The sequence below is a fragment of the Pseudomonas sp. HLS-6 genome (assembly GCF_002753995.1).
GTDB lineage: Bacteria > Pseudomonadota > Gammaproteobacteria > Pseudomonadales > Pseudomonadaceae > Aquipseudomonas > Aquipseudomonas defluvii.
The window spans coordinates 1,162,595-1,186,063 of the sequence record NZ_CP024478.1 but is presented as its reverse complement, the minus strand read 5'-3'; the positions used below and the strand labels follow the sequence as shown (position 1 = coordinate 1,186,063).

Annotated in this window: 20 protein-coding genes and 1 pseudogene; 8 read left to right on the top strand and 13 right to left on the bottom strand. The window is 58.9% G+C overall.

Annotation, left to right across the window (positions count from 1 at the left end):
• The first annotated feature begins 25 nt into the window (after nucleotides 1-25).
• On the top strand, nucleotides 26-547 hold the full coding sequence (locus tag CS390_RS05330; protein ID WP_065759974.1) for a murein L,D-transpeptidase family protein: 522 nt from the start codon (nucleotides 26-28) through the stop codon (nucleotides 545-547).
• Between the two features lie 75 nt (nucleotides 548-622).
• On the opposite strand, the gene CS390_RS05325 is transcribed toward CS390_RS05330, so the two are convergent.
• Together CS390_RS05325 and purL are read right to left on the bottom strand one after the other, a co-directional pair.
• The gene (locus CS390_RS05325) at nucleotides 623-934 is read right to left on the bottom strand and encodes a YqfO family protein (RefSeq protein WP_099773673.1); all 312 of its coding nucleotides are present in this window, start codon (nucleotides 932-934) and stop codon (nucleotides 623-625) included.
• 5 nt (nucleotides 935-939) lie between these two features.
• Nucleotides 940-4,839 (bottom strand): phosphoribosylformylglycinamidine synthase, encoded by a 3,900-nt coding sequence (purL, locus tag CS390_RS05320; protein ID WP_065761801.1) that lies wholly within the window; start codon nucleotides 4,837-4,839, stop codon nucleotides 940-942.
• Between the two features lie 260 nt (nucleotides 4,840-5,099).
• Here purL and mltF point away from each other — a divergent pair, with 260 nt between their 5' ends.
• Nucleotides 5,100-6,560: a membrane-bound lytic murein transglycosylase MltF gene (gene mltF, locus CS390_RS05315; protein WP_099773672.1), complete on the top strand. Its 1,461-nt coding sequence runs from the start codon at nucleotides 5,100-5,102 to the stop codon at nucleotides 6,558-6,560.
• A 43-nt stretch (nucleotides 6,561-6,603) separates the two neighbouring features.
• Here the strand turns inward: mltF and tadA are convergent, their stop codons facing one another.
• Both tadA and CS390_RS05305 read right to left on the bottom strand, forming a co-directional pair.
• Nucleotides 6,604-7,086 carry a tRNA adenosine(34) deaminase TadA gene (gene tadA, locus CS390_RS05310; protein WP_099776550.1) on the bottom strand — a complete coding sequence of 161 codons (483 nt, stop codon included), beginning with the start codon at nucleotides 7,084-7,086 and terminating at the stop codon, nucleotides 6,604-6,606.
• On the bottom strand, nucleotides 7,086-8,459 hold the full coding sequence (locus CS390_RS05305; RefSeq protein WP_099776548.1) for a multicopper oxidase family protein: 1,374 nt from the start codon (nucleotides 8,457-8,459) through the stop codon (nucleotides 7,086-7,088). The genes tadA and CS390_RS05305 overlap by 1 nt, the downstream gene beginning before the upstream one ends.
• A 213-nt stretch (nucleotides 8,460-8,672) precedes the next feature.
• Between CS390_RS05305 and CS390_RS05300 the strand changes: the two genes are divergently transcribed.
• A complete protein-coding gene (locus CS390_RS05300; protein WP_099773671.1) occupies nucleotides 8,673-9,044 on the top strand; it encodes a PH domain-containing protein in 372 nt (123 codons plus the stop codon).
• 218 nt (nucleotides 9,045-9,262) lie between these two features.
• Here the strand turns inward: CS390_RS05300 and CS390_RS05295 are convergent, their stop codons facing one another.
• Nucleotides 9,263-9,664, bottom strand: a complete 402-nt coding sequence (locus tag CS390_RS05295) for a Rid family hydrolase (RefSeq protein WP_099773670.1) — start codon at nucleotides 9,662-9,664, stop codon at nucleotides 9,263-9,265.
• Between the two features lie 148 nt (nucleotides 9,665-9,812).
• Here CS390_RS05295 and CS390_RS05290 point away from each other — a divergent pair.
• Nucleotides 9,813-10,007, top strand: a pseudogene (locus CS390_RS05290) (PH domain-containing protein); the annotation flags it as partial.
• Nucleotides 10,008-10,162: 155 nt separating this feature from the next.
• Here the strand turns inward: CS390_RS05290 and guaA are convergent.
• The 4 genes from guaA to CS390_RS05270 form a co-directional block, all read right to left on the bottom strand.
• Nucleotides 10,163-11,740, bottom strand: a complete 1,578-nt coding sequence (guaA, locus tag CS390_RS05285) for a glutamine-hydrolyzing GMP synthase (RefSeq protein ID WP_099773669.1) — start codon at nucleotides 11,738-11,740, stop codon at nucleotides 10,163-10,165.
• Between the two features lie 79 nt (nucleotides 11,741-11,819).
• Entirely contained in the window at nucleotides 11,820-13,289 is a 1,470-nt protein-coding gene (guaB, locus tag CS390_RS05280; RefSeq protein WP_099773668.1) for an IMP dehydrogenase, read from the bottom strand.
• Between the two features lie 85 nt (nucleotides 13,290-13,374).
• The gene (locus CS390_RS05275) at nucleotides 13,375-13,932 is read right to left on the bottom strand and encodes a sugar ABC transporter ATPase (protein WP_065761733.1); all 558 of its coding nucleotides are present in this window, start codon (nucleotides 13,930-13,932) and stop codon (nucleotides 13,375-13,377) included.
• A 43-nt stretch (nucleotides 13,933-13,975) separates the two neighbouring features.
• Complete coding sequence (locus CS390_RS05270; RefSeq protein ID WP_065761734.1) at nucleotides 13,976-14,746, bottom strand: sulfite exporter TauE/SafE family protein; 771 nt, start codon at nucleotides 14,744-14,746, stop codon at nucleotides 13,976-13,978.
• A gap of 102 nt (nucleotides 14,747-14,848) precedes the next feature.
• On the opposite strand from CS390_RS05270, the gene CS390_RS05265 reads away from it, so the two are divergent.
• Nucleotides 14,849-15,736 carry a LysR family transcriptional regulator gene (locus CS390_RS05265; protein ID WP_099773667.1) on the top strand — a complete coding sequence of 296 codons (888 nt, stop codon included), beginning with the start codon at nucleotides 14,849-14,851 and terminating at the stop codon, nucleotides 15,734-15,736.
• Nucleotides 15,737-15,780: 44 nt separating this feature from the next.
• Here the strand turns inward: CS390_RS05265 and CS390_RS05260 are convergent, their stop codons facing one another.
• The 3 genes from CS390_RS05260 to CS390_RS05245 all read right to left on the bottom strand — a co-directional run bounded on the left by CS390_RS05260 (nucleotide 15,781) and on the right by CS390_RS05245 (nucleotide 17,800).
• Entirely contained in the window at nucleotides 15,781-16,071 is a 291-nt protein-coding gene (locus CS390_RS05260) for an immunity protein (RefSeq protein ID WP_099773666.1), read from the bottom strand.
• Between the two features lie 290 nt (nucleotides 16,072-16,361).
• Nucleotides 16,362-16,652 (bottom strand): immunity protein, encoded by a 291-nt coding sequence (locus CS390_RS05255; RefSeq protein WP_099773665.1) that lies wholly within the window; start codon nucleotides 16,650-16,652, stop codon nucleotides 16,362-16,364.
• An 857-nt stretch (nucleotides 16,653-17,509) separates the two neighbouring features.
• Nucleotides 17,510-17,800 carry an immunity protein gene (locus CS390_RS05245; RefSeq protein ID WP_157767118.1) on the bottom strand — a complete coding sequence of 97 codons (291 nt, stop codon included), beginning with the start codon at nucleotides 17,798-17,800 and terminating at the stop codon, nucleotides 17,510-17,512.
• A gap of 504 nt (nucleotides 17,801-18,304) precedes the next feature.
• Here CS390_RS05245 and xseA point away from each other — a divergent pair.
• The 3 genes from xseA to leuA all read left to right on the top strand — a co-directional run bounded on the left by xseA (nucleotide 18,305) and on the right by leuA (nucleotide 22,491).
• Nucleotides 18,305-19,684, top strand: coding sequence for an exodeoxyribonuclease VII large subunit (gene xseA / locus CS390_RS05240; protein WP_099773662.1), 1,380 nt, complete (start codon nucleotides 18,305-18,307; stop codon nucleotides 19,682-19,684).
• Nucleotides 19,685-19,687: 3 nt separating this feature from the next.
• Complete coding sequence (locus CS390_RS05235) at nucleotides 19,688-20,506, top strand: M23 family metallopeptidase (protein WP_099773661.1); 819 nt, start codon at nucleotides 19,688-19,690, stop codon at nucleotides 20,504-20,506.
• A gap of 311 nt (nucleotides 20,507-20,817) precedes the next feature.
• Entirely contained in the window at nucleotides 20,818-22,491 is a 1,674-nt protein-coding gene (gene leuA, locus CS390_RS05230; protein ID WP_099773660.1) for a 2-isopropylmalate synthase, read from the top strand.
• Nucleotides 22,492-22,788: 297 nt separating this feature from the next.
• Here leuA and CS390_RS05225 read toward each other — a convergent pair whose 3' ends face one another.
• Nucleotides 22,789-23,463, bottom strand: a complete 675-nt coding sequence (locus tag CS390_RS05225; protein ID WP_065760142.1) for a bifunctional 4-hydroxy-2-oxoglutarate aldolase/2-dehydro-3-deoxy-phosphogluconate aldolase — start codon at nucleotides 23,461-23,463, stop codon at nucleotides 22,789-22,791.
• Nucleotides 23,464-23,469: the final 6 nt, after the last annotated feature.

Here is a 23,469-nt window from a genome sequence, read left to right as displayed (position 1 = left end):
GGCTACTTATCAGGGATATTGTTTCATGCGTTGGTTGCTTGCCCTCTTCTGCCTCACAGTGGCCTCGGTATCTCAGGCGGCCTTCACCGAAACCATCGTGACCAAGCCGGTCTCACAGCAACGCACCGTCGAGAAAGTGCTGGTCATCAAATCAGCCCGTCAACTGCAACTGATCAGCGCTGGCGAACCATTCAAGAGCTACCGCATCTCCCTGGGCAAGCAGCCCAACGGCCCGAAACAGCGCGAAGGTGACAAACGCACCCCGGAAGGCCTGTACTGGCTTGACTGGCGCAAGGTTAGCGATCGCTACAACCTGGCCATGCATGTCTCCTACCCGAACGTCAGCGATGCCGCCCGAGCGCGCCGCGAAGGTGTCGAGCCTGGCGGCATGATCATGATCCACGGCACCCCCCTCAATGACGAGTACCCGGAGTGGTACTTCCATACCCTGGACTGGACCGAAGGCTGCATCGCCATGAAGAACGCTGACATGCGCGAAGTCTGGAGCCTGGTCAAGGACGGCACCCTGATCGAGATCCGCCCCTGAGGCAGCAAGAACAGTAAACTGAACCCATAAAAAACGCCGCGATCGGTATCGATCGCGGCGTTTTTATTGAACCCCTCAAAAGTTGGCGAGCTGCCAGACTTCATAGGCCGGGGTTTCATACGGATGGCTCTGTTTCAGAGCGGTGACGACCGATTCAATCAACGCGTCGGCCACCACCAACTCCACCCGCCACTCTTCCACCTGCTCAACCACACCCGCCTGCCCAATGAACGGCTGGCTGCCGTCCAATGGGCGAAACTGGCCCTGGCCAAGTACCTGCCAGGCGCAGCAGTCATAGTCACCGATTCGGCCGCCACCGGCGGCGAATACGGCAGCCTTGACCACCTCTAGATGGCTAGGCGGTACGAAGAAGGCGAGCTTGTACATCCGGCTTAGTTCACCCACACGCGCGCGTTACGGAACATCCGCATCCACGCACCGTCTTCGCTCCACTCGTCCGGCTTCCAGGAGTTCTGTACGGCACGGAAGACCCGCTCAGGGTGCGGCATCATGATGGTGACGCGACCGTCGCGGCTGGTCAGGCCAGTGATACCACGCGGCGAACCGTTAGGGTTGGCCGGATAAGCTTCTGTGACCTTGCCATGGTTGTCGACAAAACGCAGCGCCACGCAGCCGGACAGGTCTGCCTCAAGCAGCGCCTCAGGGCTCTGGAACTCGGCATGACCCTCACCGTGAGCGATGGCGATCGGCATACGCGAACCGGCCATACCCTGCAGGAAGATCGAGTTCGACTCCTGAACCTGGACCATGGCCACACGGGCCTCGAACTGCTCGGAACGGTTACGCACGAAGTGCGGCCAGAGCTCGCTGCCCGGAATCAGCTCATGCAGGTTGGAGAGCATCTGGCAACCGTTGCAGACACCCAGGGTGAAGCTGTCGTTACGCTCGAAGAAGCCCTGGAAGGCATCACGCGCACGGCTGTTGAACAGGGCCGACTTGGCCCAGCCTTCACCGGCACCCAGCACGTCACCATAAGAGAAGCCACCACAGGCGACCAGCCCCTTGAAGTCGTTCAGGTCAACGCGACCGGCGAGGATATCGCTCATGTGCACGTCGATGGCATTGAAGCCGGCGCGGTCGAACGCAGCGGCCATTTCCACTTGACCGTTGACACCCTGCTCACGCAGCACAGCCACTTGCGGGCGAATACCGGTCTTGATGTAAGGCGCCGCGACATCCTGGTTGACGTCAAAGCCCAGCTTGGCGTTCAAGCCTGGGTTGTCTTCTTCCAGCAGGGCATTGAACTCCTGATCGGCACAGTCAGCGTTATCACGCAGACGCTGGATCCGGTAGCTGGTTTCTGCCCAGGTGCGCTGCAACACACTGCGCTCACCGTCGAACAGCACTTCGCCGTTCAGGCTGATCTGCACTTCTGCGCTGTTGATCGGTTGACCGATCACGGCAACACAGTCCTCACCAAGGCCTGCGGCGCTGAACTGTGCCAGTACCTCTGCCGTAGCGTCCTGACGCACCTGGATGACCGCACCCAACTCTTCGTTGAAAAGAATCGCCGCGACCTTCTCACGCTTGCTGGTCAGGGTGTCGAGCTCCAGGCTCAGGCCACAGTGGCCGGCAAAGGCCATTTCCAGTGCGCTGACCAGCAGACCACCATCGGAACGGTCGTGGTAGGCCAACAGATGACCGTCAGCGTTCAGGCCCTGGATCACAGCGAAGAAGGCTTTCAGGTCTTCGGCATCGTCGACGTCAGGCGCCTGGCTGCCCAGTTTGCCGTGGGTCTGTGCCAGGATCGAGGCACCCATGCGGTTCTGGCCACGGCCGAGGTCGATCAGGATCAGATCGGTCTCGCCCTTGTCCATGCGCAGCTCTGGGGTGAGGGTCTTGCGAATGTCAGTCACGGGCGCAAAACCGGTGACAACCAGCGACAGCGGCGAGGTAACGCTCTTCTCCTCGCCCTCTTCGCTCCAGCGGGTCTTCATGGACATGGAGTCCTTGCCCACCGGAATGGTCAGGCCCAGCTCTGGGCACAGCTCCATACCAACGGCCTTGACGGTGTCATACAGACGCGCATCTTCACCCGGGTGACCTGCGGCGGACATCCAGTTGGCCGACAGTTTGATGTCGGACAGCTTGCCGATCCGCGAGGCAGCCATGTTGGTCAGGGTCTCGCCAATCGCCATGCGACCGGACGCCGGGGCATCGAGCAGGGCCAGCGGGGTACGCTCACCCATGGCCATCGCTTCACCGGTGTAGACATCGAAACTGGTGGCGGTGACAGCGACATCGGCCACGGGCACTTGCCACGGGCCGACCATCTGGTCGCGAGCAACCAGACCCGTGATGGTGCGGTCGCCGATGGTGATCAGGAAGCTCTTGCTGGCCACCGCAGGGTGACGCAATACGCGATCAATGGAGTCATCCAGCGCCAGTGCGCTTGGATCGAAATCATCGCCCAGTTCCGCTTCACGGGTCACCGAACGGTGCATCTTTGGCGGCTTGCCCAGCAGTACGTCCAGTGGCATATCCACCGGATTGTTGCCGAAATGGCTGTCGGTAACGGTCAGATGCGGTTCGGCAGTGGCCTCGCCAACCACCGCGAACGGGCAGCGCTCACGCTCACAGATAGCCTTGAAACGCTCGAAATCGGCCGCATCGACCGAGAGCACATAACGCTCTTGGGATTCGTTGCTCCAGATTTCCAGCGGCGCCATGCCTGGTTCGTCGTTCGGCACGTTGCGCAGTTCGAAACGACCGCCGCGACCGGCGTCGTTAACCAACTCAGGGAAAGCGTTGGACAGGCCGCCCGCACCGACGTCGTGAATGAACTTGATCGGGTTGTTGTCGCCCAGCTGCCAGCAGCGGTCGATCACTTCCTGGCAACGACGCTCCATTTCAGGGTTTTCCCGCTGAACGGAAGCGAAGTCCAGGTCAGCCGAGCTGGAACCGGTCGCCATCGACGAGGCGGCACCGCCGCCCAGGCCGATCAGCATGGCCGGGCCACCCAGCACGATCAGCTTGCCGCCGACGCTGATTTCGCCCTTCTGCACGTGATCTTCACGGATGTTGCCCATACCACCGGCCAGCATGATCGGCTTGTGGTAACCACGGACTTCATCACCGTGCGGGGTCGTGATCGACTGCTCGAAGGTACGGAAGTAGCCGGTCAGGGCTGGACGACCGAATTCGTTGTTGAACGCCGCACCACCCAGTGGGCCTTCAATCATGATGTCCAGCGCGTTGACGATGCGCTCAGGCTTGCCGTAAGGCTTTTCCCAAGGCTGTTCGAAACCGGGGATGCGCAGGTTGGACACGGTGAAACCGGTCAGGCCCGCTTTCGGCTTGGCACCACGGCCGGTAGCGCCTTCGTCGCGAATCTCGCCACCGGAGCCGGTAGAAGCACCCGGGAACGGCGCAATAGCGGTCGGGTGGTTGTGGGTCTCGACCTTCATCAGGATGTGGACCGGCTCCTGCACCGCGCCGTACTGGCGGGTTTCAGGGTTCGGGAAGAAACGACCGGCCACGGAACCTACGATCACCGAGGCGTTGTCCTTGTAAGCAGACAACACGCCTTCGTTGTGCAGTTGGTAGGTGTTCTTGATCATGCCGAACAGGCTTTTTTCCTGGCTTTCGCCATCGATATCCCAGCTGGCATTGAAGATCTTGTGCCGGCAATGCTCGGAGTTGGCCTGGGCGAACATCATCAGCTCGATGTCGTGCGGATTGCGCTTCAAGCCCAGGAAGGCATTGACCAGGTAATCGATCTCATCGTCAGCCAGGGCCAGGCCCAACTCGACGTTGGCCTTTTCCAGTGCGGCGCGGCCACCGGCCAGTACATCGACCGCCGTCAACGGCTTGGGTTGTGCGTGACTGAACAGACCCGCGGCATCTTCCAGCTTGCTCAGCACCAGCTGAGTCATGCGGTCGTGCAGCACGTCGGCAACGGCAACGACATCAGCCTCGCTCAGCTCACCGCTGACATAGAAGGCGATACCCCGCTCCAGGCGCTGGATATTAGTCAGGCCACAGTTGTGGGCGATGTCGCTGGCCTTGCTCGACCAGGGCGAAATGGTGCCAAAACGTGGCACTACCAGAAACAGGCGGCCAGTGGGCTCCTGGACCGGTACGCTAGGGCCGTACTTGAGCAGACGTGCAAGCACCTGCTGTTGGTCGGCGGTCAGATCACCGTCAACCTCGGCGAAATGAGCGAATTCAGCATACAAACCACTAACAGCGGGGACTTTCTGGCTCAGTTGCTCGATTAACTTACCGTGGCGAAAGGCAGAAAGGGCAGGAGCGCCGCGCAGGATCAACATCGTCGGGACAGCCTCAGGAAGGGGGTGTGCTTAGAGGCCGTGCATTGTAGCCTAAACCGGCGCGTCAGGCACTCGAAACGCTGCATCCACCCCTGCCCGAATATCGGTATCTGCTGACGGCCTACAACAGCGCCACCTCTTAAATTGAAAAAGACGGTAAAAACCCTACATTTTGCGCGTACATTTTTGCCCATCGCTAACAGACAAGCCACCCATTGTCGAGATATGGCTGGGCCTGACCTTTGCGTATACTGCACGTTATGTTTGCCCAGACTGCTTTGCGCCAGCGTTGCGCCAAATGGCTCATCGCAACCGGACTCTTACTGCTGCTCGGTGCCTGCGTTGAAAAACCCAGCACACTCGAGCGAGTCAAAGAGGATGGCGTGCTGCGCGTGGTTACCCGCAACAGCCCGGCCACCTACTTCCAGGACCGCAACGGCGAAACCGGCTTCGAGTACGAACTGGTGAAGCGCTTTGCCGACGATCTGGGGGTAGAGCTGAAGATCGAAACCGCCGACAACCTTGATGACCTGTTCGGACAACTGGGCAAGCCACAAGGCCCGGTACTGGCCGCCGCCGGCCTGGTCAGCAGCGAGCAGCGCAAACAACAGGTGCGCTTTTCCCACCCCTACCTGGAAGTCACGCCCCAGATCATTTATCGCAACGGCCGCTCACGCCCTACCGACGTCACCGACCTGGTCGGCAAGCGCATCATGGTGCTCAAGGGCAGCTCCCATGCCGAGCAGTTGGCGGAACTGAAGAAACAGTACCCCAAGCTCAGTTACGAAGAGTCCGAGGCGGTCGAAGTGGTCGACCTGCTGCGCATGGTCGACGAAGGCCAGATCGACCTGACCCTGGTCGACTCCAACGAATTGGCAATGAACCAGGTTTACTTCCCCAACGTACGGGTAGCGTTTGATCTGGGGGATGCCCGCGACCAGCGCTGGGCCGTCGCCGCTGGCGACGACAACAGCCTGCTCAACGAAATCAACACCTTCCTCGACAAGGCCCAAAAGAACGGCACCCTGCAACGCCTGAAAGACCGCTATTACGGCCATGTCGATGTACTTGGCTACGTCGGCGCGTATACCTTCGCCCAACACCTGCAGCAACGCTTGCCACGCTTCGAGAAGCATTTCCAGGCCACGGCCAAGAAAGAAAAGGTTGATTGGCGCCTGCTGGCGGCCATCGGCTACCAAGAGTCGATGTGGCAGGCAGAGGTCACCTCCAAGACCGGCGTTCGCGGGCTGATGATGCTCACCCAACGCACGGCCCAGGCCATGGGCGTCTCCAATCGACTGGACCCCAAGCAGAGCATCAGCGGTGGCGCCAAGTACTTCATGCACGTCAAGAACGAACTGGACGACAAGATCGAAGAGCCGGACCGTACCTGGTTCGCATTGGCGGCCTACAACGTGGGCAGCGGCCACCTGGACGACGCACGCAAACTGGCGGCCCGGGAAGGCCTGAACCCGAACAAGTGGCTGGATGTAAAGAAAATGCTGCCACGCCTGTCGCAAAAGCAGTGGTACAGCAAAACCCGATATGGCTACGCCCGCGGCGGTGAACCCGTGCACTTCGTGGCCAACATCCGTCGCTACTACGACATCCTGACCTGGGTTACGCAGCCACAGCTTGAGGGCAATCAGGTGGCCGAAGGCACGCTGCATGTGCCGGGGGTCAACAAGACCAAACCACCTGAGCAGCCGTCGTCCCTCTGAGCCCCGCTGTCAGTCATCGCGCACTTTCCAGCGGCATGCCCGCTCAGGATCGCGCACGCCGCGCCTTGAAGAACTCAGTGAGAATACTGCCGCATTCTTCGGCCAATACCCCGCCTTCAAACAGCACGCGGTGATTGAGAAAACCCTGGGTAAAAAACTGCCCCTGGCTCTGCACCACCCCGGCTTTAGGCTCCAGCGCCCCGTACACCACACGGGCAATACGCGAATGGACGATCAGCCCTGCGCACATGCTGCACGGCTCCAGCGTCACGTAGAGGGTGCTGCCCGGCAAGCGGTAGTTACTGGCAGCCTGCGCAGCCGCACGAATGGCGACCATCTCGGCATGCGCGCTGGGATCACTGCCACTGATCGGGCAATTGAACCCCCGACCAATGACCTCACCATGCTGCACCAGCACCGCACCCACCGGCACTTCACCCAAGGCCGCGCCTTGGGCCGCAAGGTCCAGGGCCATCTGCATGAAAACCTGATCGCGACTGCGATCAATGATCTGGGGCTGGCGCATCATGCCACCTCGATTGCAGCCATCAGGCCGGTTTCCATGTGATCGATGACATGACAGTGGAACATCCAGGTTCCCGGGTTATCGGCTACCAAGGCGACCTGGGCGCGTTCGTTCTTGCCCAACAGGTAGGTGTCGGTGAAGTACGGCTCGATTTTGCGTCGGTTCGACCCAATCACCTTGAAGGACATGCCATGCAGGTGAACAGGGTGCTGATACTGGGTCATGTTCTTCAGCTCGAAGATGTAACTCTTGCCCTTCTTCAGCGTAGCAATCGGGCGATCAGAGCAGGTCTTGTCCGTGATGTCCCAGGCAACACCATTGATCTGCCACAGGCTCGGCGGTCGATTCTCGGTATTCACCGACACCGAACCTGCCCACTCAAAATTGAAGTGGAGCTTCTCGGCATTGGCCAGATCCGGCTCGGCCACCGGATTGGCCGGCAGCGCTGGCGGCCAGTCACTCGGCGTGTCATTGCTGGCGACCGAGCGCAAGGTACCCAAGCGTACCGGACCATCACGCAGGGAGATTTCCTCACCCGCCGGCGGCACCTTGATCGCCAGACAAATACGCATACCCGGGCCCAACCAGTAGTCCTTGCCCAGCGGACGCGGCGTGATCGGGTTGCCATCCAGCGCATAAATACGCGCCTCGGCATTCCCGCGCAGGTTGATCCGGTAGGTCAGGGTGTTGTCCAGGTTGAGCAAGCGCACGCGGACAATCTGCCCAGCCGGCAGATCGACAACAGCATTGGGTTCACCATTGATGGTGAGCAAGCGCCCTGCCGTACCACCCCGGGCAGCTTCACGAGGCACGCTGAAGGCCACAAAGGCCCCTTGCTCGTCCACATGCCAGCTCTTCAGGCTCAGGGTGCGCTCGTGCTTGAACCCGGTGGGCTCGCGCTCCTCGACAATCAACGGCCCCACCAGCCCGCGTCCCAGCTCCTCACTACTGCTCACATGCGGGTGATACCAGTAGCTACCGGCATCCGGCACACGGAATTTGTAGTCGAAGTATTCGCCCGGCAATACCGGCAGTTGCGAAACGTAGGGTACGCCATCCATTTCCAGCGGCAGGCGAATGCCATGCCAGTGAATAGTTGTAGGAACCGGCAGGTGATTGATGAAGCGTACACGCAGCCATTCGCCCTGACGTACGCGCAACTCGGTGCCCGGCGCCGAAGGCCCAAACGCCCAAGCCGGTGTCTTGTAGCCCGATACCAGCTCCACATCCAAGGGTGCGGCAATCAGCTCGTAGTCATGGCCAGCATTCGGGTCGGTCCTGCCCAGCCAATAGCGCGCAGCGCCACCCGCCCCCAGGCCAACCGCCACCAAGCCAGTAAGGCCACCGAGAATTTGTCGCCGGGTAAAGGACATCGGAGCAAGCACCTCGTACTGCAGACTCAACAGGCTGGCGAACTGTGCCAGCGATGAAGGGCGAATACGATACACCTGCATTTGAGAAAGATTAAGTGAAGACTTTGTCGCACCCGCCTTGTGGCACCCACCCCATCTGCACCAGAATCCGCACGACCAGCCCCTGCCATTGAAAAACCTGGACTGTTGCTCACCTCATAGGGATATCCACGCATGATCGACTTCAACAACAAAGGCTTCTTCAAACTCAAGCAAAACGACGAATACGCCGAACGCGTAACCGCCCTGCTGCTAGACGGCGAACACGTCATCGACGCTTACAAATCAATGCGCGACGGCGTGGTGTTCACCAACAAGCGCATCATCGCAGTGAACGTGCAAGGCCTCACCGGCAGCAAAAAGGATTTCACCTCCCTGCCCTACAAAAATATCGTGGCCTACTCGGTTGAAACTTCCGGAACGTTCGACCTGGACTCGGAGTTGGAAATTTACTTTTCGTCGCTGGGCAAAGTGAAGTTCGAGTTCACCGGCAAGACCGCGATCGTCGAAATTTCCAAGCTTATCTCTGCACATATTTTTGCCTGACAGCACTGCGCGAAGCGGGGTGCCAGCGAGCATGCGGCGCCTGCATCGTTGGCAAGCCAACTCCCACAGGGGACCGCGCAGAACATGGGCGCTCCCTGTGGGATCCAGGCTTGCCCTGGTAACGGTCAATGGCTTCTTCCAGCGTTTCGCCGGGCAACCATTAGAGCAAATCGTGTAAACGCCTGCCGCAGGCGTTTACGCGCCCGAGCGCGATCACATTATTCAGTAACGGCTTGAGCTTCAATCTCCAGGAGCCAGTCTGGGCTCGCCAACCCCGAGACCAAGATCCACGAGGAGGCTGGCAACTTGTCTCCAAATGAGTCATGCAGTGCTCTTGAGATATCGTTCTGAGAATCTGGATTACTCGCATCAGCTCGTATATAGATTCTGAGAATTGTTACATCATTCAAGCGCGCAGGGACTTCTGCCAACAACCTTTCAATGCATTTTAAGCACCGTATTGCTTGCTCGTACATGCCAACGCTGTGCAGAGACTGATCTGCATTGGCTGCAACTTGCCCTGATAAGAAAATGTGATTACTTCCTTTTGAAACAACAGCCTGGCTGAATCCGTATTGTGTGCTATCAAATAAAAAACCTGGATTTATCCTCTTATGCATGAAAACACCAACCTGTAAAAATATTGATTCAAGAGTATCGAGTCATGAACACTGAAGCCACCCGTTTTAGCCCCGAGGTACGTCAACGTGAGCGATGCTTCTGTGCTGCCCGGCTTACCGCCGACGCTTGGCGGAAACCAAGATGCACGGCAGCAAAAAGGATTTCACCTCCCTGCCCTACAAAAATATCGTGACCTACTCGGTTGAAACTTCCGGCACGTTCGACCTGGACTCGGAGTTGGAAATTTACTTTTCGTCGCTGGGCAAAGTGAAGTTCGAGTTCACCGGCAAGACCGCGATCGTCGAGATTTCCAAGCTTATCTTTGCACATATTGTTGCCTGACAGCACTGCGCGAAGCGGGGTGTCAGCGAGCATGCGGCGCCGGCATCATTGGCAAGCCAACGCCGATAGGGATCAGTGCCAGAATCCACTCGGCTTAAAAAACAAACCCCCGCTAAAAAGCGGGGGTTTGTCAGTAGCCTATGCCGAACGCGGGATCATTCCCACTCGATGGTTGCCGGCGGCTTGCTCGACACGTCGTAGGTCACCCGCGAGATGCCATCGATCTCGTTGATGATGCGACCACTGACAGTTTCCAGCAGCTCGTACGGCAGGTGCGCCCAACGGGCGGTCATGAAGTCGATGGTTTCAACGGCACGCAGGGCCACGACCCAGGCGTAACGGCGGCCATCACCTACCACGCCAACGGATTTGACGGGCTGGAACACCACGAACGCCTGGCTGACCTTGTGGTACCAGTCGACCTTGCGCAGCTCTTCGATGAAGATGTGGTCGGCACGACGCAGCAGGTCGGCGTACTCTTTCTTCACCTCACCGAGGATCCGCACGCCCAGGCCTGGGCCCGGGAACGGGTGACGGTAGACCATGTCGTAAGGCAGGCCCAGCTCCAGACCGATACGGCGGACTTCGTCCTTGAACAGCTCGCGCAGCGGCTCGACCAGCTTGAGGTTCATTTCCTCTGGCAGGCCACCAACGTTGTGGTGCGACTTGATCACGTGGGCCTTGCCGCTCTTGGCACCGGCCGACTCGATCACGTCAGGGTAGATGGTGCCCTGGGCCAGGAACTGAATGTTCTCCAGCTTGCTCGCCTCAGCATCGAACACGTCGATGAAGGTGCGACCGATGATCTTGCGCTTCTTCTCCGGGTCGGCTTCGCCGGCCAGATTGGACAGGAACTGCTCCTCGGCGTTGGCACGGATCACCTTGACGCCCATGTTCTCGGCGAACATGGCCATCACTTGCTCACCTTCGTGCAGACGCAGCAGGCCGTTGTCGACGAAGACGCAGGTCAGTTGATCGCCAATGGCACGGTGCAACAGCGCAGCCACCACCGAAGAGTCGACACCGCCAGACAGGCCCAGCAGTACGTTTGCCGAACCCACCTGCTCACGCACCTGGGCAATGGCGTCTTCAACGATGTTCGACGCAGTCCACAGTGCTTCGCAGCCGCAGATGTCGAGGATGAAGCGCGACAGGATGCGACCGCCCTGCTTGGTGTGGGTCACTTCCGGGTGGAACTGCACGCCGTAGTAGCCGCGGGAGTCGTCGGCCATACCGGCGATCGGGCAGCTCGGGGTGCTGGCCAGAATGTGGAAGCCGGCTGGAATCTCGGTAACCTTGTCACCGTGGCTCATCCAGACATCGAGGCCGAATACGCCATCGTCGTCTACATGGTCTTCGATGCCGTCCAGCACGCGGCTCTTGCCGACGACATCGACACGGGCGTAACCAAATTCGCGCAGGTCGGAACCTTCAACCTTGCCGCCCAATTGCTCGGCCATGGTCTGCATGCCGTAGCAGATGCCGAACACAGGTACGCCCAGGTCCCAAACGGCTTGCGGTGCACGTGGGCTGTTGGCTTCGTGGACCGACTCGGGGCCGCCTGCGAGGATGATGCCGCGCGGGGCGAATTCGCGAATCGCTTCATCGTCCATGTCGAACGGATGCAGTTCGCAGTACACACCGATTTCGCGAACGCGACGAGCGATCAGTTGGGTGTACTGGGAACCGAAATCGAGGATCAGGATGCGGTGAGCGTGAATGTCGAGGGCCATGACTCAATCTCGTCAGTGGTAATCGGAAACGACACGGGGCTGTCGATAACAGCCCCGCTTGCTAGTACTGCCAGAAGCATCAACCTACGCGGTAGTTTGGCGCTTCTTTGGTGATCTGCACGTCATGCACGTGGGACTCGGCCATGCCGGCACCGGTGATGCGGACAAACTCAGGCTTGGTGCGCATCTCTTCGATGGTGGCACTGCCGGTGTAACCCATCGAGGAGCGCAGACCGCCCATCAATTGGTGAATGATTGCGGTCAGGGAGCCTTTGTACGGAACGCGACCTTCGATACCTTCCGGTACCAGCTTCTCGGCACCGGCCGAGGAGTCCTGGAAGTAGCGATCGGAAGAGCCCTGGGCCTGGGACATAGCACCCAGCGAACCCATGCCGCGGTACGCCTTGTAGGAGCGGCCCTGGAACAGCTCGATCTCACCTGGCGCTTCTTCGGTACCGGCGAACATCGAACCCATCATTACGCAGGAAGCGCCTGCAACGATGGCTTTGGACAGGTCACCGGAGAAACGGATACCGCCGTCAGCGATCAATGGCACACCGGTGCCTTCCAGTGCAGCAGAGACATTGGCGATGGCGCTGATTTGCGGCACGCCAACACCTGCAACGATACGGGTGGTGCAGATCGAGCCTGGGCCGATACCGACCTTGACCGCATCGGCGCCAGCTTCAACCAGTGCCTTGGCCGCAGCGCCAGTGGCGATGTTGCCGCCGATGACCTGCACTTCCGGGAAGTTTTCCTTGACCCAGCGAACGCGGTCGATAACGCCTTTGGAATGACCGTGAGCGGTGTCGACCACAACCACGTCAACGCCAGCAGCAACCAGTGCGGCAACGCGCTCGCCAGTGTCCTTGCCGGTGCCGACAGCGGCGCCGACGCGCAGACGACCCTGGTCGTCCTTGCTGGCCAGCGGGTAGGCCTTGGCCTTTTCGATGTCCTTGACGGTCATCATGCCCTTGAGGGCGAATTGCTCGTCGACGATCAGGACTTTTTCCAGACGGTGCTTGTGCAGCAGCTCGCGGACTTCGTTCTTGTCGGCGCCTTCGCGGACAGTGACCAGACGCTCTTTCGGCGTCATCACTTCACGCACGGTGGCGTCCAGACGGTTCTCGAAGCGCACGTCACGGGAGGTCACGATACCGACCAGGTCACCCTTGTGCAGTACCGGTACACCGGAGATATTGTTCAGGCGGGTCAATTCGAACAAGTCGCGCACGGTAGCGTCAGCGTCGATGGTGATCGGGTCTTTGACCACGCCAGCCTCGAACTTCTTGACCTTGCGCACTTCGGCAGCCTGCTGCTCGATGGTCATGTTCTTGTGGATGATGCCGATGCCACCTTCCTGTGCCATTGCAATGGCCAGGCGGGCTTCGGTCACGGTATCCATGGCGGCGGAAACCAACGGAATATTCAGCTCGATGCCACGGGTCAAACGGGTCTTGAGACTGACTTCATTGGGCAGTACCTCGGAATAACCAGGCACTAGGAGAATGTCGTCGAAGGTCAGGGCTTCTTGGCTGATACGCAGCATCGCGGGGGCTCCCGGGCGGGAAAAATGGAAGCGCGCCATTATACTCATACCCGGGCCTTCACTCAATGTATAGATGGCCCTTCGGTCAGTTGTCGTTCAATGTCACCTGCACCACGGCCACGGGCTGGTCCAGCCAATCGGCAAATGCTTCGATAAAAGAGGGTTTGAAACCAGCTTCGGCCCAGTTGTTGAAGATAAACCCCAGGTTGGAAAAACCACACGGCTGCAGGAACAGGAAGCCGTTGATATCGTCCTCATGGCCGCACTCGGGGCAGGTGAAGTTATCGGTCTGCCCAGGCATCCACTCTTCCAGGCTCTCGAACAGCGCCTCGCCAACCTCGCGACGGCATTCGGCACACCCGGCCTCCTCCAGAAACCCCTGCACCGGCGTATAGATGCAACGCTTGGTGACCACCTCAAGGCCATTGACCGGCTGATCGAACGGCAGCAGTTCCGGATGCAGCACCACCTTGCGTGCGCCCGGCGCAATGGCATACGCCATGCGATTGCCGGTACGCCCGCAGGTGCTCAGCTGTTCTTCGACAATGTTTTCGCGCACTAGCCAACGCAGGATCGCCCGGGCTCTCGGCTCGTGTACCGGGACCGTGGAAATTTTCGGGACGATGATGCACTGGGTATTCATAACGACGGCCAAACCAATTCAAAGTCGCCAGTTTAACCCGTGCTCAGGCACTCAGATAGCGACCGATCAGTGCAATACCACTGGCCAGCACCAGCCAGGTGACCATGCGCACAAACGCTTCGCGCGACATGTTCAGGGTCAGCCGTCGGCCCACCCACACGCCCAGCAGCATCATCGGCGCCAGGCACAGCGCCAGCAGCAACAACGGCAGGTCGGCATACACACCCGCCAGCAGGAACAGGCTCAGGCGCACCAGCGTACTGCAACTGATCAAGGCACTCTGGGTGGCACGCACCTGATCCTTGGAGAGCAACCGGGCATTGAGGTAGATCGCATAAAGAAAGCCGCCACTCCCGAACAGCGCCCCAAACAGGCCACCAACCGTACCCATTGGCACCACCCAGCCAGGCGCCAGGCGTGCAGGCTTGACGGTCACTGCCAGGCTGTAGACGGCATACGCCGTAATAAACAGCCCCATCAGCAGCAACAGCAGGTCGGACTTGAGGTTGAGCAGGAACACCACACCCAGGGTGCAGCCCAGCGCCATGCACGGCAGCAGACGCATCAGCTCGCTGCGAACCACAGCCTTGCGTGCCGGTAGCCAGTTACCAAACGCCGCCACGAAATCCAGCAGCACCAACAACGGGATAATCCGCGACAACGGCATGAACTGAATCATCACCGGCCCCGCGACCAGCGCTGTACCAAACCCGGCGACACCAAAGACAACGTAGGCCGCACCGACACCCAGCATGATCAGCAGCCAGTCAATCGCCGAAAAGGGAAGTAGGGAAAACACCATTGCCACCGTCATAGCGAGCGACCTCTAAGGAAGACGCGGAAACTTTATCCACTCGCCAGCCATGCCGACTAATATGCAATTCATGCAGAAGGTATCTTTAAAAGGCATAGCTTAATGATCTCCACGCGACAGCTGCGCTACTTCGTTGAAATCGCCGACAGCGGCAGCTTCAGTGCCGCCGCCGAACGCCTGTACATCGCCCAATCGGCCTTGAGCCGGCAGATCAAGGTGCTGGAAGACCTGCTCGACACGCCACTGTTCGAGCGCACCGCCCGCCAGCCGCGCCTGACAACGGCGGGCGAAGCGTTCCTGCCACGCGCACGCAGCCTGCTCAGCGAACTGGAAAAAGCCAGTCGCATGGCCCACGAAATCGGTAATGGCCTGCGCGGTAGCCTTCGCCTCAGTCACTCCAGCACCGTACCGCTGACAGGGCACTTGCTCGCCCGGCTCAGCCGCTACCTGCAGGACAACCCAAAGGTCTCCATGGAGATTGCCCAGCAGTCCTCCGAAGCGCAGCTCGAAGAACTTGTCGAAGGCCGGCTGGAACTGGGCCTGCTGCGCCTCCCCGTACTGCGCCAGCATGAAGCCTTGTGCATTGAGCCACTGTTCGAGGAACCGCTGCTGCTAGCGGTGGCCAGCGACCACCCCTTGGCCAGCACGGCCACAGCCAGCCTGGCGCAATTGCGAGAAGAAGCCTTTATCTCCATCCCCCATCGCCAACGAGGCGGCTTGAGCTACCTGTCTGCGCAGTTATGCATGCAAGCGGGATTCTTTCCCAAGGCTGCGCGAGTGGTGTCACGCAAGACCACGCAACTGCAGTTGATTCAGGCCGGGTTTGGCGTGGCCCTGCTACCGCGCTGTATGAAAGACATCGCGCCCAGCGGACTAACATTCGTGCCCTTGGCCGATGAGGGCTGTACCAGCACCGTGGCCGTCGCCTATCGGCGTGATGCCGGGCCGTTGGTGCAGCAGTTTGTTAAGCACCTGCGTGAACAGGGCTGACTCATCTGCCAACCGTTAATGGTTGCGACTGAACCTTCACTGGATCAAACCGGGTTGGAGGGTGTATCCAACGTGTCGGCCCTGTACTTGTTCAAGGTTACAAAATCTGGGACTGACCAGTTCGGGCCTTTCATCGGCTGGCCTTTTTCGTTTTTGACAAAAACCCCATCTTTGAAAAGCTGCTTATACACCTCAATTAGTTCACCATTGGCGATGACCTCGAACTTGAATTGGACGTACAGATAATCAATCGTCTGGTATGGAACTCTGGGAATGAATGCAGTCAGCACGTCAGCGATGGGCTCATTGATTATGACACTCTCTAGATAACTCATTGCAAACTCCCCACTTCTCTTTATCTGTTTGCCTTCGGTGCGTTTCTTCCGCTTCTACTGCATAAAGCGGGTCCGCTTCTTCATCGCCCCCATAGCCCTCAAGGGTTGCAGTATGAGCATCGTTCCATACACGCCTATCTTCATGCCGAACACTCGATAGCGCTCCAGCCCCTATTTTCTGCCCTCGTCAGTAAACGCTAGGAAAACTCCGATCACGTCATCACTGGCCGCCTGAACTGTGCTGACGTGATCGGAATGTTCTCAATGGTTGTGATTGAACCTTCACTGGATCAAACCGGGTTGGAGGGTGTATCCAGCGTGTCGGTCCTGTACTTGTTCAAGGTTACAAAATCTGGGACTGACCAGTTCGGGCCTTTCATCGGCAGGCCCTTTTCGTTCGTGACAAACACCCCATCATTGAAAAGCTGCTCATACACTTTTATAAGCTCACCATTGGCGATGACCTCAAACTTGAAATGGACATACAGACGATCAATCGTCTGGTATGAGACTCCAGGAATGAATGCAGTCAGCACGTCAGCGATGGACTCATTGATTATGACATCCTCTAAATAACTCATTGCTAACACCTCATTTCATTTTCCATCTGTCGCCGATACGCCTCTTCCGCTTATGCTTTGTAAAGTGGGTCCGCTTCTTCATCGCCCCATAGCCATCAAGGGTTGCCGTATAAGCATCGTTCGATACACGCCTATCCTCATGCCGAGCACTCGATAGCGCTCCAGCCCCTCATTTCTGCCCTCGTCAGTAAACGCTAGGAAAACTCCGCTCACGTCATCACAGGCCGTCTGACCTGTGATGACGTGAGCGGAATACTCTCAATGGTTGCGATTGAACCTTCACCCGATCAAACCGGGCTGGAGGGTGTATCCAACGAGTCGGTCCTGTACTTGTTCAAGGTTACAAAATCTGGGACTGACCAGTTTGGGCCTTTTATAGGCCTGCCTTTTTCGTTCGTGACAAACACACCATCTGTGAAAAGCTGCTCATACACTCTCATAAGTTCACCACTGGCGACGACTTCGAATTTGAATCGAACGTACATATAGTCAATCATTGGGTATGAGGAGATGGGAATTAATGCCGTCAGCACGTCAGCGATGGGCTCATTGACTATGACCTTCTCTAGATAACTCATTGCTCACACCCCTTTTCTCTTTATCTGTTTATATTCGGTCCGCTTCTACTGCATAAAACGGGTCCGTTTCTTCATCGCCCCATGGTCATCAAGGGTTGCCATATAAGCATCGTTCCATACGCGCTTATCTTCACTCCGAGCACTCGATAGCGCTCCAGCCCCTCACTTCTGCCCTTGTCAGTAAACGCCAGGAAAACTCCGGTCACGTCAGCACAGGCCGCCTGACCTAAGCTGAGTGATCGGAATGTTCTCAATGGTTGTGATTGAACTTTCACTGGATCAAACCGGGTTGGAGTGTGTATCCAACGAGTCGGTCCTGTACTTGTTCAAGGTTACAAAATCTGGGACTGACCAGTTCGGGCCTTTCATCGGCAGGCCTTTTTCGTTCGTGATAAACACCCCATCATTGAAAAGCTGTCTATACACGTTAATAAGCTCACCGTTGGCGATGACCTCAAACTTGAAATGGACATACAGACGATCAATCGTCTGATATGAAACTCCAGGAATGAATGCCGTCAGCACGTCAGCGATGGGCTCATTGATTATGACATCCTCTAGATAACTCATTTCAAACTCCCCAAAATGCATTGAGTATCGTGGTGAAAAGGCTGCCACCGTAAATTTCATTGACTTATGCTGCGTGCGTTACGCGCTATTTTTCGTGACCGTCAGGTATTCAAGGGCCTACAGCCATCTTTGAGTTGTTTCCAGCGCAGAGGCATTGCCCAATACCCCGAGATTGGCCATTGCAGCATTAATGTCAGCCTACACTTGCTGCACATACCGCTTTGCCTTGTGTCTGCATGACAGCTAATCAACTTTAGCCAGAGGGCGTATATCAGCCGATTCCAGAATTAATGCAGGACTTCTCCTAAGCGAACGAATGAATGGCTCAACGTTTCCCTAAACAACCCTCACTGTTCGGCTGCAGCGCAGGTCATTGACCACACGCATGGAGCATTCGATTTAACCCACTCTCAAGCCAGCGGCGATGCAACGGCCCGACGCGACCGGCTGCATTCGAACCGTCGATAGCGCGCAATGCGCTCACAATCCTTTATGATGCGGCCCATGATCAGAGACCCTTTCGAACGACTCGGTCTGGACCGCGAAGTCCTGACCGTCAGCCAACTCAACGGCCGCGCCCGGGTGCTGCTTGAAGATGTTTTCAGCAGTATCTGGGTCGAGGGCGAGATATCCAACCTCGCCCGCCCGGCCTCCGGCCATATCTATTTCACCCTCAAGGACAGTGGTGCCCAGGTGCGCTGCGCGCTGTTTCGCAACAACGCCGCACGGGTGCGTCAAGCGTTGCGCGATGGCCTGGCGGTCAAGGTGCGCGGCAAGGTCTCTCTGTTTGAGGGGCGTGGCGACTACCAGCTGATTCTCGACACCGTGGAACCGGCCGGTGATGGCGCCTTGCGCCTGGCCTTCGAGGCGCTGAAGGAAAAGCTCGGCGCCGAAGGCCTGTTCAGCAGCGAGCGCAAGGTTGCCTTGCCCGCGCATCCGCAGCGCATTGGCATTATCAGCTCACCCACCGGCGCGGTGATCCGCGACATCATCAGTGTCTTTCGGCGCCGTGCGCCGCAGGTTGAGCTGACCCTGATCCCGACTGCCGTGCAGGGCCGTGAAGCCATCGGGCAAATTGTTCGCGCACTGCAACGGGCCGACAGCCTGGGTTTCGACGCGCTGATCCTGGCCCGTGGCGGCGGCTCGCTTGAAGACCTCTGGTGCTTCAACGAAGAGGATGTGGCCCGGGCCATCGCCGCCTGCGTAACACCGATCGTCAGCGCAGTCGGCCATGAAACCGACGTTTCGATCAGCGACTTCGTCGCCGACGTTCGCGCGCCTACCCCGTCGGCTGCAGCCGAACTGTTGGCGCCAGACAGCAGTGACCTGCAACGGCGCATCGACAGCCTGCAACGGCGCCTGCTGCTGCAGATGCAAAACCGTCTGGCCCATGCGCGCCTGCGTGTCGAAGGCCTGAGCCGACGCCTGCGCCACCCCGGCGAACGGCTGCGCCAGCAAGCACAACGCCTGGATGACCTGGATATGCGCCTGCGCCGCGCATTCGAGCAACGCCTGAACCAGCGCCGCGAGCGCCTGGCCCGGCTTGACACACGGCTGGCCGCGCAGCACCCCGGGCGCACACTGGCACTGCTCAAGCAACGCCTGGACAGCCTCTCCGAGCGCCTGCCACGCGCCATGCGTGAAGCCCTGAAGGATCGTCGCCAGCAGTTGCAGGCCACCGTCCAGACCCTGCAGGTGGTCAGCCCGCTGGCCACCCTGGGCCGCGGCTACAGCATCCTGCTGGATGAGCGTGGCCAGGCCATTCGCAGCGCCAGCCAGACCCAAAACGGCCAACGCCTGACTGCGCGCCTCGGCGAAGGTCAGTTACAGGTACGCGTCGAAGACAACCACCAGACCCCGGTCACGCTTTCTCTACTGGATTGATCCATGCCCCGTCTGCTCGCTTTTCTGCTTTGCCTGACACTGGCCGGCACCGCCCACGCCAGCTACATCACCCAGAAACTGAACAAGCCGGTGCCTGGCGGCGTCGCAGTCATTGACTTGGGCCCAGGCGCTCAGGCGCCCAATGCTCGCTTCGATGGCAAACCGGTGCTGGTGGTAAAGGAACAGGACAAATGGCTGGCTATTGTCGGCGTGCCCCTGACTCAGAAACCCGGCCCGGCGACACTCAGCCTCGGCACGCGGACGCTGGCTTTTACCGTCGGCAGCAAGCAATACCCGGAGCAGCACATCACCCTGAAGAACAAGCGCCAGGTCAATCCCAACCCGGCTGACCTGAAGCGCATCGACGCCGAACTGGCCGAACAGGTTCGCGCCTACCGCAGCTTCAGCCCAGGCTTGCCAAGCAACCTGCTACTCGACAAGCCGGTCAACGGCCCCCTGTCCAGCCGCTTTGGCGTACGTCGGTTCTTCAACGGCGAAGAGCGCAATCCCCATGCGGGCCTGGACTTCGCCGTACCGGCCGGCACGCCAATCAAGACGCCGGCCAATGGCAAGGTCATCCTGGTCGGTAACTACTTCTTCAATGGCAATACCGTTTTCGTCGACCACGGCCAAGGCTTTATCAGCATGTTCTGCCACATGTCGAAAATCGACGTGAAACCCGGGCAGACGCTGAGTCGCGGCGCCGTCATCGGGCGGGTGGGTTCCACCGGGCGCGCCACTGGCCCGCACATGCACTGGAACATCAGCCTGAACGATGCACGGGTCGATCCGGCCATTTTCATCGGTGCCTTCCAGCCCTGAGGCAGGTTTGCGCCATTTAAAAAGACCGCGCAATTGGCGCGATCTTTTGCGCTATGAAGCGCTATAAAATCTCGCAAAAAAGTACTTTTTAAGCATTTCTATCAATTTTTTTCGAGTGCTTGCCATCTTTCACCCCACTGGGTAGGGTTGAGCTCATGAAAACCTTCCAGAACCTCTTCCTGCTTCGCCAACACCGCAGCCTTTGCCTGGTCAGTGCCCGACTACCAAGCTGAATCGCGTCGCCTCGCCTTTTCATCTTTTTGTTTGCTCGGCGGGCCCCTTTCAAGGCCGCACATTAAAGGATTGCTTCCATGTCCATGCTCAAAGACCCTTCGAAAAAATACCGCGCGTTTCCGACCATCGACTTGCCGGATCGTACCTGGCCATCGAAGACCATCACCCAGGCGCCGATCTGGTGCAGCTCGGACTTGCGTGACGGTAACCAGTCGCTGATCGAACCAATGGACTCGGCGAAGAAGCTGCGTTTCTGGAAGACCCTGGTCAGCGTTGGTGTGAAAGAGATCGAGGCATCGTTCCCTTCCGCCTCGCAAACCGACTTCGATTTCGTTCGCACCCTGATCGAAGACGGCCACATTCCTGACGACACCACCATTCAAGTGTTGACCCAGGCTCGTGAAGACTTGATCGCCCGTACCTTCGAGTCGCTGCGCGGCGCGAAAAAGGCCATCGTCCACCTGTACAACGCCACCAGCCCATCGTTCCGTCGCATTGTCTTCAACCAGGACAAGCAAGGCGTGAAAGACATCGCGGTGAACGCAGCCAAGCTGTTCGTCAAATATGCCGCCCAGCAGCCGGACACCCACTGGACGTTCGAGTACTCGCCAGAAACCTTCAGCGCCACCGAAATGGAGTTCGCCAAGGAAGTCTGCGATGCGGTGATCGAAGTCTGGAACCCGACCCCGGAACACAAGGTCATCCTCAACCTGCCGGCCACCGTTGAAGTATCGACGCCGAACGTCTACGCCGACCAGATCGAGTGGTTCTGCCGCAACATCTCGCGTCGTGACAGCGTGATCATCAGCCTGCACACCCACAACGACCGCGGTACCGGCGTTGCTGCCACCGAGTTGGGCCTGATGGCGGGCGCCGACCGCGCCGAAGGCTGCCTGTTCGGCAACGGCGAGCGTACCGGCAACGTCGACCTGGTGACCTTGGCACTGAACCTCTACACCCAGGGTATCGACCCTCAACTGGACTTCTCCGACATCGACGGCGTGCGCAAGGTGGTCGAGGAGTGCAACCAGCTGCCCGTGCACCCACGTCATCCGTATGTTGGCGACCTGGTTCACACAGCGTTCTCCGGCTCCCACCAGGATGCCATCCGCAAGGGCTTTGCCCAGCAGAAAGATGACGCCCTCTGGGAAGTACCGTACCTGCCGATCGACCCGGCCGACATCGGCCGCAGCTACGAGGCAGTGATTCGCGTGAACAGCCAGTCCGGCAAGGGCGGTATCACCTACCTGCTCGAACAGGAATACGGCATCAGCCTGCCGCGTCGCATGCAGATCGAGTTCAGCCAGGTCGTACAGGGTGAAACCGACCGCCTGGGCCTGGAAATGAGCGCTCAGCAGATCTACAACTTGCTGCACCGTGAATACCTGCAGGCCAACTCGCCGTATGCGCTGGTCAGCCACCGCCTGCAGGAAGAGAACGGTCACAGCGCCGTGGAAGTGGAAGTCGCTGGCGAAGGAGAGACCACCCTGCACTGGCGCGGCAAGGGCAACGGCGCCCTGGAAGCACTGGTTGCCGGCTTGCCGGTTGCTGTCGAAATCATGGACTACAACGAGCATGCGATCGGTGCCGGGACCAACGCCAAGGCGGCGGCCTACATCGAGCTGCGCGTGGCCGGTGGCCGCCCAGTGCATGGCGTCGGTATCGATGAAAACATCACCACCGCCAGCTTCAAGGCCTTGTTCAGCGCCCTGAACCGCTCGCTGAGCCAACAGGCCGCCAAAGCCGCGTAAACCGGCCTGGCACCCAGCCGTTGAAAACGCCCGCCTCGAAAGAGTCGGGCACAGGCTACCGAAGAACCCTCGCTTTTATTGCGGGGGTTCTTTTTTTTAAGCCAAAGACCGCGCAGCCTGTAGGAGCCGGGCTTGCCCGCGATGAGGCGCAGCGGACTCACTGGCCCCCGCCGAAGCCATTGCAGGCAAACCTACACAACGATGCAGGTGCAGACTGGCTCCTATGTTTCTGACAGGCAAAAAAAAGGTGCGCCGACCAAGCGCACCTAAAGCCGTGTAGCACATAACGAATAGGGATCAGTCCAGCAGGGCCAAGGCCTCGGCGCTGCAGGCCTGGATACGCGCCCAGTCACGGTCCTTGACCCAGGCGCTGTTGAACATCCAGGTCCCGCCCACGCACATCACATTGGGCTGGGACATGTAGCTCTTCAGATTACTTTCATTCACCCCGCCAGTCGGGCAGAAACGCACCTCACCAAACGGGCCTCCAAAGGCTTTGATCGCTGCGACGCCACCACTGATTTCCGCTGGAAACAGCTTGAAGCGACGGTAGCCCAGGGCATAGCCCATCATGATTTCCGAAGCGCTGCTGATGCCCGGCAGCAATGGCAAGGCGCTTTCGACGCCCGCCTCAAGGATGTCCTGGGTACAGCCGGGGGTGACGATGAACTGGGCACCCGCCGCCTCAACCGCCTTCAGCATCGAGCGGTCGAGCACGGTGCCGGCACCAATGCACAACTCGGGGCGTTGCTCACGCAGCATACGAATGGCTTTCAGGCCATGTTCGGAGCGCAGGGTGATCTCCAGGGTCTTCAGGCCACCTGCGGCCAGCGCATCGGCCAGCGGCAGAATGTCTTCCTCGCGGGCAATGGTAATCACCGGAAGGATGCGCGCCTCACCGCAGATACGGTCGATCTGCGCGATTTTGTCGGCCATGGAGATGCCCGGTTGCGAATGTTCATGCGTGGTCATAACGGC

What these genes read in the sequence shown, in the direction of transcription:
- tadA (WP_099776550.1), bottom strand. Translation starts at nt 7,086, where the DNA reads ATGCGCCAGCCCCAGATCATTGATCGCAGTCGCGATCAGGTTTTCATG.
- leuA (WP_099773660.1), top strand. Translation starts at nt 20,818, where the DNA reads ATGTCCATGCTCAAAGACCCTTCGAAAAAATACCGCGCGTTTCCGACC.
- CS390_RS05245 (WP_157767118.1), bottom strand. Translation starts at nt 17,800, where the DNA reads ATGAGTTATCTAGAGGATGTCATAATCAATGAGCCCATCGCTGACGTG.
- CS390_RS05325 (WP_099773673.1), bottom strand. Translation starts at nt 934, where the DNA reads ATGTACAAGCTCGCCTTCTTCGTACCGCCTAGCCATCTAGAGGTGGTC.
- CS390_RS05300 (WP_099773671.1), top strand. Translation starts at nt 8,673, where the DNA reads ATGATCGACTTCAACAACAAAGGCTTCTTCAAACTCAAGCAAAACGAC.
- CS390_RS05235 (WP_099773661.1), top strand. Translation starts at nt 19,688, where the DNA reads ATGCCCCGTCTGCTCGCTTTTCTGCTTTGCCTGACACTGGCCGGCACC.
- CS390_RS05260 (WP_099773666.1), bottom strand. Translation starts at nt 16,071, where the DNA reads ATGAGTTATCTAGAGAGTGTCATAATCAATGAGCCCATCGCTGACGTG.
- CS390_RS05255 (WP_099773665.1), bottom strand. Translation starts at nt 16,652, where the DNA reads ATGAGTTATTTAGAGGATGTCATAATCAATGAGTCCATCGCTGACGTG.
- xseA (WP_099773662.1), top strand. Translation starts at nt 18,305, where the DNA reads ATGATCAGAGACCCTTTCGAACGACTCGGTCTGGACCGCGAAGTCCTG.
- CS390_RS05265 (WP_099773667.1), top strand. Translation starts at nt 14,849, where the DNA reads ATGATCTCCACGCGACAGCTGCGCTACTTCGTTGAAATCGCCGACAGC.
- CS390_RS05305 (WP_099776548.1), bottom strand. Translation starts at nt 8,459, where the DNA reads ATGTCCTTTACCCGGCGACAAATTCTCGGTGGCCTTACTGGCTTGGTG.
- CS390_RS05225 (WP_065760142.1), bottom strand. Translation starts at nt 23,463, where the DNA reads ATGACCACGCATGAACATTCGCAACCGGGCATCTCCATGGCCGACAAA.
- guaA (WP_099773669.1), bottom strand. Translation starts at nt 11,740, where the DNA reads ATGGCCCTCGACATTCACGCTCACCGCATCCTGATCCTCGATTTCGGT.
- CS390_RS05275 (WP_065761733.1), bottom strand. Translation starts at nt 13,932, where the DNA reads ATGAATACCCAGTGCATCATCGTCCCGAAAATTTCCACGGTCCCGGTA.
- CS390_RS05270 (WP_065761734.1), bottom strand. Translation starts at nt 14,746, where the DNA reads ATGACGGTGGCAATGGTGTTTTCCCTACTTCCCTTTTCGGCGATTGAC.
- purL (WP_065761801.1), bottom strand. Translation starts at nt 4,839, where the DNA reads ATGTTGATCCTGCGCGGCGCTCCTGCCCTTTCTGCCTTTCGCCACGGT.
- CS390_RS05295 (WP_099773670.1), bottom strand. Translation starts at nt 9,664, where the DNA reads ATGCATAAGAGGATAAATCCAGGTTTTTTATTTGATAGCACACAATAC.
- CS390_RS05330 (WP_065759974.1), top strand. Translation starts at nt 26, where the DNA reads ATGCGTTGGTTGCTTGCCCTCTTCTGCCTCACAGTGGCCTCGGTATCT.
- mltF (WP_099773672.1), top strand. Translation starts at nt 5,100, where the DNA reads ATGTTTGCCCAGACTGCTTTGCGCCAGCGTTGCGCCAAATGGCTCATC.
- guaB (WP_099773668.1), bottom strand. Translation starts at nt 13,289, where the DNA reads ATGCTGCGTATCAGCCAAGAAGCCCTGACCTTCGACGACATTCTCCTA.